The 5,073-nt window shown below is 51.1% G+C and carries 4 protein-coding genes; 1 reads left to right on the top strand and 3 read right to left on the bottom strand.

Translation table 11 applies throughout. The annotated features are described in order from the left end of the window. Together AC6R1O_RS13670 and AC6R1O_RS13665 are read right to left on the bottom strand one after the other, a co-directional pair. The coding region (locus AC6R1O_RS13670; protein WP_500657218.1) for a phosphatase PAP2 family protein at positions 1-723 on the bottom strand (723 nt) is incomplete at its 3' end. Positions 724-863: 140 nt separating this feature from the next. Further along, complete coding sequence (locus AC6R1O_RS13665; RefSeq protein WP_500657217.1) at positions 864-2,870, bottom strand: putative bifunctional diguanylate cyclase/phosphodiesterase; 2,007 nt, start codon at positions 2,868-2,870, stop codon at positions 864-866. Positions 2,871-3,090: 220 nt separating this feature from the next. On the opposite strand from AC6R1O_RS13665, the gene AC6R1O_RS13660 reads away from it, so the two are divergent. Beyond that, positions 3,091-4,041 carry a PstS family phosphate ABC transporter substrate-binding protein gene (locus AC6R1O_RS13660; RefSeq protein WP_500633148.1) on the top strand — a complete coding sequence of 317 codons (951 nt, stop codon included), beginning with the start codon at positions 3,091-3,093 and terminating at the stop codon, positions 4,039-4,041. Positions 4,042-4,074: 33 nt separating this feature from the next. On the opposite strand, the gene thiD is transcribed toward AC6R1O_RS13660, so the two are convergent. Beyond that, positions 4,075-4,911 carry a bifunctional hydroxymethylpyrimidine kinase/phosphomethylpyrimidine kinase gene (thiD, locus tag AC6R1O_RS13655; RefSeq protein ID WP_500633149.1) on the bottom strand — a complete coding sequence of 279 codons (837 nt, stop codon included), beginning with the start codon at positions 4,909-4,911 and terminating at the stop codon, positions 4,075-4,077. Positions 4,912-5,073: the final 162 nt, after the last annotated feature.

Below are 5,073 nucleotides of genomic sequence, written 5' to 3'. Positions count from 1 at the left end.
ATGCATACCAAGCCACAGTCGGCTGTACGCGACCGCTAGCGCCCAAATCAACACACCGGCAGCCAGGCCATAGTGCTTACGCTCAGCAAACAGGCCGCCAAAAAAGGCCACGCATACCGCGACAAACAACGTATGGCCGGAAGGAAAAGAGTAATCTTTCTCGCCATGCCAATGGCGCGTACGCCAATCACTCACCCGAGTATCCAGGGCATCAATCACCTGATCTTTTTGCTCGGCATCGAGCTTATAAAAGTGCGCGGGCTGGGGAATCAACAGCTGATGACTTAACAGTTCCGTGTAAGGACGCGGGCTTTCTGTCGCGAGCTTCAAGCCACTTTTGGCAAAAAAGGCAAACACCAGCACCAGCGCCAGTTGCGCCGCTTTTCCTATCAGCAACACACCAAGCTGACGACGAGGTGAAACGCTTGGACGAGGTGGAACGCTTGAGTAATCCGTGGTCAAAAGAGAACGATGAGAAAAAGAATAACGAGAAGAAGCCGAACGAATGACCCAAAGAGCCAGAGCCACCAGCAAAGCGAGAGTAACGAGAAAGCCTTGCGATCCCGCGGAGTAAGTCAACCATGTCATCCCTTGCCCGATGGGGTCTGAGACGTCACTCAGCAGATCCACTGAGCTAAACATCAGGCTCATCAGCGCAATGGCACCCGACAGCACCATCAGCAGCCCTAACCCTTTTTGCTTCTCACTAACTCTATGTTTCACACTCGCCTCTCACCTCAACTCTCGAGAGATGATCTTAGGCGTGTGGCGTTAATGATTTTATCAACCGCGTGTCAATTCGCTGCAAGTTCGCATCATGCCAAATTATCGGTGTTCAACAGCTGATAAGGACAAGAATATAACTAAGACCATCGGGTCATAGGCACCACGTTTCCACGCTCTCTGAGGTACGCTTCTGGAGCAAGCAATTTGGCTAGCGCCTCTGCATTAACCGGTTTAGTGAGATAGAAACCTTGGCCGATCGCGCAGCCCATTTTGAGTAGATCCCGCTGATGGGCAGCGGTTTCAACGCCCTCAGCAACCACAGAAACACCAAGCTCGTTGCCAAGCGAGATAATGTTTTTCAGTAATACCGACGAGGTGGCATTATTGGCATAATCGATAACAAAACTGCGATCGATTTTGAGCGTTTGAAACTCAAAATCTTTCAAGTAAGAGAGTGATGAAAATCCGGTACCGAAATCGTCCAATGCCACGCGCACACCCAGTTGCTGCAACTCTTTGAAAATTACCTGCGCGAGTTCGGTATTCTCAATCATCACGGTCTCGGTGATTTCCACCTCTAAGTAACGTGTCGGAACGCCGGACTGAACAATGACCTTTTTCAAACTGTCAAAAAAGCCCGGATGCTTTAAGCTCTTCGCGGAAATATTCACCCCCACCACCCCAGTTTCGACGCCGTCATCTAACCACTTTCTCTTGGATTGCAGCGCTTTTCGCATCACCAACAAATCAAGCAGGCGAATCAAACCGGTGGATTCGGCTACGGGAATAAAATCATTGGGGTACAACCGCCCTTTGGTGGGATGGTTCCAACGCACTAAGGCTTCAACGCCGACCACTTTCTCATCGTTCAACTGCCACTTGGGCAGAAAGTGCAGCTCGAATTCATCACGCTCAATCGCTTTATTGAGATCGCTCTCGATCTCTTTTTGCGACATCGCAATGCGGTTGAGCTCTTTGGAGTAAAACTGAAAATTGTTTTTGCCCATCGCTTTGGCGTGATACATGGCGTTGTCCGCGTAGCGTAGCAGGCTATCTTGCGTCGCACTGTCTTCCGGATAGAGCGAAATACCAATACTGGCGGACACATTCACCGCCACACCCTCTATATGAAACGGCTGCTGCAAGGTATCTATCAACTTCGAGGCGATACGGTTGGCAACACTGATTGCGCTATTGACGCTGTTTAAGTGACTCAGCACCACCACAAACTCATCGCCACTGAAGCGCGCCGACAAGTCGGTGATGCGAATGCTGCTCTCAATCCGCTTTGCGACTTGCTCAAGCAAGCGGTCGCCCATCTCATGCCCATAGAGATCGTTGACGTCTTTAAAATGATCTAAATCGATGAACAGTAAAGCAAACGGCTTTTTCGAGCGGTCCGCGTTGAGGATGGATTGGCCTAGTCGGTCTAAAAACAGTGCTCGGTTTGGCAACCCAGTTAAAGGGTCGAAGTAAGCTCGGTTGTGCAGTTGCTCATTTTTCTCCTCTATTGCGGCTTTGGCTTGCGTGAGAGAGTGGAGCAATTGATCGCGGTTTTTCTCATAGCGGTGCTGCAATCGTATCGAGTAGGCAGCAATCACAATCACCGCAATAATCAGGGTGATGCTGGTTTGCGTGTAATTGGAAATCCCAGATTCATAACTGGCTTTGATCACGCGCTGGATCTCATCCGCTTGGCTGGCAAACTCCAAAAATTGCTCGTCGCGTCCGGCGCTTAAAAACGCATCCGCTCGCTGCGCCTGAATTTTTTGGTAGGTGGATTCCACATGAAGGCGAAATTGCGCCAGCGTTTTGCGAAGCTCAACCAGACGCTCACGTAATTCGGTGTCCGTGACTGGCTCATAATTGCCCATGATGCTCTCGCCGCCTTCAAGCAGCGCGACCACATGCCAATCAGCGATTTCTAAGTAGTACCACACTTCCTGAATCGACTGAGCGGTATCGCCCGACATGATCTCATCAAACCAAAGATAGGCCAGCGTGCCGTTGACTTTAATTTCAGCGGCCGCTTCCGCAAGCGGGGACTTTTTCACTAACAGGTGGGTCGCTTGGGTCACCAGCGCCGACGTAAACGTGATCACCAACAAGGCGAGAATGGAAGTAAAAATGAATTTGCGCTTCATAGCATCACACGAACGTTTACCCACGTATTTTGCGGGCAGGAATAAAAACATAGGCGAGTCAGCCTAGTGAAGAAATGTTACATCCCCATGAAAATATTCAGCGTAGTTATTATTAATGAGTGATTGATGAATCTTTAGTGACAGTTCACGTGAAGATATTGAGCTCAAAAGTGCTAGCTCGTATAGTCGCGGTATGTTGATTCTTCCTTTGTGCTCAACCATGACTTTTCGATTGCGTTCGACTGTTCTTGCTTCTGTATGCCTAGCGCTGATGAGTACCACGGCACACGGGAAAGATCTGATCAAAATTGAAGGGTCGAGTACCGTTTACCCGATTACCCAAGCCGTCGCCGATCACTTTATGCGTGCCGAGCGGCACAACACCCAAGTGGTGGTGGGCATCACTGGCACAGGTGGCGGATTTCGTAAGTTTTGCCGAGGCCGCACGGATATTTCTAACGCCTCTCGCCCGATTAAAGAGAAAGAGCGAGCGCTGTGTGAGATCAACCACATCGACTATATTGAGCTCCCTGTCGCACTCGATGCAATAACCGTGGTGGTGAACAAAGAAAATCAGTGGATCGATGCGCTCTCTCTTGATGAACTGAAAACACTCTGGGAAAGCACCGCTGAACGCACGATAACTCACTGGCAGCAAGTCAATCCGCACTTCCCTGATCGCCCCATCGTCCTGCACGGCCCTGGATCAGACTCAGGCACTTATGACTATTTTGTTGAGGTGGTGCTGGATGGCAAAGCGAGTCGACAAGACTACACCGCAAATGAAGACGATGAAGCCTTAGTCGCCGAAGTGGCCGCCGATCCCAACGCCATGGCGTTTATCGGCTTTGCCTACTATTTGCAAAATCAAGACAAGTTGAAAGCGATCGCCATCTCTCCCTCAGGCGCCAACGCCGTCAAACCCAGTGTCGAGAACGTAATTATGGGGCGATATACCGCACTTTCCCGCCCTCTGTTTATTTACGTGAACAAACAGGCGCTAGAGAAACGGCCATCATTGAAACGCTTTGTCGATAGTTATATCGACAGAGACAACATCAACAAAGTCGTCTCCCATTCTGGCTACATTCCTCTCTCCAACGATCGCTATGACGCGGCGCGTTTTATTCTCAACTCTAGCCGCTCTGGCTCGGTCTCGATGCCCAAATAAGGGCCCTTATGTTGTGACTGCACACCATCGCGATTAACGCACATTTTGGTGGCCAGAGAAAAAGTGGTGCACAGGCCCATGTCCTTGACCAACAGAGAGTTCGTCGGCATGCGCAATGGCTTGTGAGATGTATTGCTTAGCCAAATGGACCGCTTTGTGCAGCCGATACCCTTGGGCAAGATAGGACGCAATGGCCGATGACAACGTACAGCCCGTACCATGAGTATTATGAGTGGCGACTCGCTTAGCGCGAATCAATTCACTGCCACTCCTTTCAATCAGCAAATCGTTGCTGCTTTCGCCCTCTAAATGCCCGCCCTTAAGAAGCACTGTTTTGGCGCCCAAGGCGCGCAGGGCGTCAATCATCGATCCCATCTCTTCTTCCGATGTCGGCGTTGCTCGCCCAGTCAGCGCCGCCGCCTCGGGTAAGTTTGGTGTGATCATATCGGCAAGCGGTAGCAGGTCTTTCTTGAGCGCACCCACCGCACTGGCGTGCAGTAAGCTGTCACCACTGGTGGCCACCATTACCGGGTCCACCACTAGAAACTTGGGCTGATACGCCGACAAACTTTGTGCCACGACACGGATGATTTCAGCGTCAGCCAACATGCCAACCTTCACCGCCACGACATTGAGATCGCTCAATACCGCATCGAGCTGCGCTTGAACATGGTCGATAGGGATAGGATGAATGGCGTGAACGCCACAGGTATTTTGCGCGGTAATTGCCGTAATAACGGAGCAGGCGTAACTGCCTGTTGCACTGATCGCTTTGATGTCGGCTTGGATGCCCGCGCCGCCGCCACTGTCGGAGCCAGCGATGGTTAGGACAATCGGAGTTTGAGGGTCATAAAATGCGGTTTGGTTCATCGGTGTTCCTCACGCACGCGCCAGGAACTGTGTGCAGAGCGCGTTGGCCAAGCACAACACATAACGGGCGAGATTGTGGCGACCCCACGACACCGCGTTATGAATAGTTCCCTACGTCAGTGCTAACTGAATCAGGTTCAACGGGTCTCGCGATGCGATCTC

The sequence above is a fragment of the Vibrio sp. R11-SG3-ISO3-SZ genome (assembly GCF_059834345.1).
Note: the sequence above shows the minus strand (reverse complement) of the source record. Positions and strands in the feature narration are given on the sequence as shown.